Here is a 4070-nt window from a genome sequence, read left to right as displayed (position 1 = left end):
GGGATTGCTACGTTCACTCCAACCGCAGACTGGAATGGCTCAGAAACCCTAACCTTTACCGCCACCGATCCAAGCGGTGAAAGCGTTAGCCAAACGGTGAACTTCACAGTGGCGCCTGTGGCAGATATTGAATCTGACCGAGCGACGGTTGTGGAAGACACACCAACCATCATCAAGGTCTTAGGTAACGACACGTTCGAAGGCGACGACAAAGTGGTGTCGCTGGATACCAACAATGGACCAGCTAACGGCACGGTCTCGGTCAACCCGGATGGCAGCGTGACCTACACGCCGAATGACAACTACCACGGTACAGACAGCTTCACCTACATCGTTACGTCGGGTGGGGTATCAGAGTCCACCACGGTGAACGTCGATGTCACACCAGTCAACGATGCGCCAGTGGCAAACGATGACACGGCCATTACTGACGAAGACACGCCAGTGACAATTGATGTCTTGCCAAACGATACTGACATCGATGGTGATACGTTAAGCATTGATTCGGCGTCTGTGCCGAGTGACCAAGGTACAGTTGAAATTGTTGACGGCAAGTTGGTCTTCACACCGGCCGAGAACTTCCATGGTGATGCTGAAATCACTTACACCATCACCGATGGTGCACTGACTGACCAAGCGACGGTCAACGTCACCGTGAATGCGGTGAACGACACGCCCGTGGTTGAAAGCAACATTGCAGACCAAACCTTGGCGGAAGATTTTACGCCATACAGCATCGATCTGAATACGGCCTTCAGTGATGTGGATAACGCCGATGGTGAGTTAACGTTTAGCGTTTCTGGTAATAGCAACATTCAAGTGGCGATCGTCAATGGGATTGCTACGTTCACTCCAACCGCAGACTGGAATGGCTCAGAAACCCTAACCTTTACCGCCACCGATCCAAGCGGTGAAAGCGTTAGCCAAACGGTGAACTTCACAGTGGCGCCTGTGGCAGATATTGAATCTGACCGAGCGACGGTTGTGGAAGACACACCAACCATCATCAAGGTTTTAGGTAACGACACGTTCGAAGGCGGCGACAAAGTGGTGTCGCTCGATAGCAATAACGGTCCAGCTAACGGCACGGTCTCGGTCAACCCGGACGGCAGCGTCACTTACACGCCAAACGACAACTTCCACGGTACAGACAGCTTCACGTACATCGTTACCTCCGGTGGGGTATCGGAATTCACCACGGTGAACGTCGATGTGACGCCAGTGAATGACGCGCCAGTGGCAAAAGATGATACCGCTGTCACTGACGAAGACACGCCAGTGACGATTGATGTCCTACCAAACGATACTGACATCGATGGTGATACGTTAAGCATTGATTCGGCGTCTGTGCCGAGTGACCAAGGTACAGTTGAAATTGTTGACGGCAAGTTGGTCTTCACACCGGCCGAGAACTTCCATGGTGATGCTGAAATCACTTACACCATCACCGATGGTGCACTGACTGACCAAGCGACGGTCAACGTCACCGTGAATGCGGTGAACGACACGCCCGTGGTTGAGAGCAACATTGCAGACCAAACCTTGGCAGAAGACTTTACGCCATACACCATCGATCTGAATACGGCCTTCAGCGATGTGGATAACGTGGATGGCGAGCTGAGCTTCAGCGTTTCTGGCAACAACAACGTGTTGGTGTCGATTGAAAATGGCATTGCGACCATTAGCCCAACTGCGGACTGGAACGGCTCTGAAGCGTTGACCTTTACTGCCACCGATCCAAGCGGCGAAAGCGTCAGCCAAACGGTGAACTTCACGGTAGCGCCTGTGGCGGACATCGTGGCAGACAACGCGACGGTTGTGGAAGATACGCCAACCATCATTAAGGTCTTAGGTAACGATACGTTTGAAGGCGACGACAAAGTGGTGTCGCTGGATACCAACAATGGACCAGCCAACGGCACGGTCTCAGTCAACCCGGATGGCAGCGTGACCTACACGCCGAACGATAACTACCATGGTACAGACAGCTTCACGTACATCGTCACGTCGGGTGGGGTCAGTGAGTCCACCACGGTGAACGTCGATGTCACACCAGTGAATGATGCGCCAGTGGCGACCAATGACACGGCGATTACTGATGAAGATACGCCAGTGACGATTGATGTCCTGCCAAACGATACTGACATCGATGGCGATACGCTGTCTATCCAATCGGCGTCTGTGCCGAGTGACCAAGGTACAGTTGAGATCGTTGATGGAAAACTGGTCTTCACACCGGCTGAGAACTTCCATGGTGACGCTGAAATCACTTACACCGTGACCGATGTGACCGATGGTGCGCTGACTGACCAAGCGACGGTCAACGTCACCGTAAATGCGGTGAACGACGCGCCTGTGGTTGAAAGTAGCATTGCAGACCAAACCTTGGCAGAAGACTTTACGCCATACAGCATCGATCTGAATACGGCCTTCAGTGATGTGGATAACGTGGATGGCGAGTTAACGTTTAGCGTCTCTGGTAATAGCAACATTCAAGTGGCGATCGTCAATGGTATTGCTACGTTCACTCCAACCGCAGACTGGAACGGCTCAGAAGCGTTGACGTTTACGGCCACCGATCCAAGCGGCGAAAGCGTTAGCCAAACGGTGAACTTTACGGTTACCCCTGTAGCGGACATCGTGGCAGACAACGCGACAGTTGTGGAAGACACGCCAACCATCATTAAGGTCTTAGGTAACGATACTTTTGAAGGCGACGACAAAGTGGTGTCGCTGGATACCAACAATGGACCAGCCAACGGCACGGTCTCAGTCAACCCGGACGGCAGCGTCACTTACACGCCAAACGACAACTACCACGGTACAGACAGCTTTACCTACATCGTCACCTCCGGTGGGGTATCGGAGTCCACCACGGTGAACGTCGATGTCACACCAGTGAACGATGCGCCAGTGGCAAAAGATGACGCGGCAACAACACAAGAAGATACCGCTGTCACGATTGATGTCCTACCAAACGACACCGACATCGATGGTGATACGCTGTCTATCCAATCGGCGTCCGTACCTGAAACACAAGGCACAGTCGAGATTGTTGACGGCAAATTGGTCTTCACACCAGCTGAGAACTTCAATGGTGAGGCCGAAATCACTTACACCGTGACCGATGGTGCACTGACTGACCAAGCAACGGTCAACGTCACCGTGAATGCGGTGAACGACACGCCTGTGGTTGAAAGCAACATTGCAGACCAAACCTTGGCGGAAGATTTTACGCCATACAGCATCAATCTGAATACCGCTTTCAGCGATGTGGATAACGTGGATGGCGAGTTAACGTTTAGCATCTCTGGCAACAGCAACATTCAAGTGGCGATCGTCAATGGGATTGCTACGTTCACTCCAACGGCAGACTGGAACGGCTCAGAAGCGCTGACGTTTACGGCTACCGATCCAAGCGGCGAGAGCGTTAGCCAAACGGTGAACTTCACAGTAGCGCCAGTGGCGGATATCGTGGCAGATAAAGCGACGGTTGTGGAAGATACGCCAACCATCATTAAGGTCTTAGATAACGACACGTTCGAAGGCGACGACAAAGTGGTGTCGCTGGATACCAACAACGGTCCAGCTAACGGCACGGTCTCGGTCAACCCGGATGGCAGCGTCACTTACACGCCAAACGACAACTTCCACGGCACAGACAGCTTCACCTACATCGTTACGTCAGGTGGGGTGTCAGAGTCCACCACGGTGAACGTCGATGTGACGCCAGTCAATGACGCGCCAGTGGCGACCAATGACAATGCCGTTACTGACGAAGACACGCCAGTGACGATTGATGTCCTGCCAAACGACACCGATATTGATGGCGATAAGTTGTCTATCCAATCGGCGTCTGTACCTGAAGCGCAAGGCACAGTTGAGATTGTTGATGGAAAATTGGTCTTTACACCGGCCGAGAACTTCAATGGTGACGCCGAAATCACTTACACCATCACTGATGGTTCGCTGACTGACCAAGCGAAAGTAGCTGTTACCGTTAACCCAGTAAACGATGCGCCAACGATCAAGGTCGATGCTGTAGAAAGTATCACTGAAGATGCAGTGAA

At 52.5% G+C, this 4070-nt stretch carries 1 protein-coding gene; it reads left to right on the top strand.

Annotated elements, in window-relative coordinates; genetic code table 11:
• Nucleotides 1–4070 (top strand): tandem-95 repeat protein (locus R7093_RS23820; protein ID WP_318146843.1); only part of this gene is annotated, 4070 nt, incomplete at both ends.

This window comes from Vibrio sp. 1580 (assembly GCF_033340055.1).
This window is presented reverse-complemented; position numbering and strand designations above follow the sequence as displayed.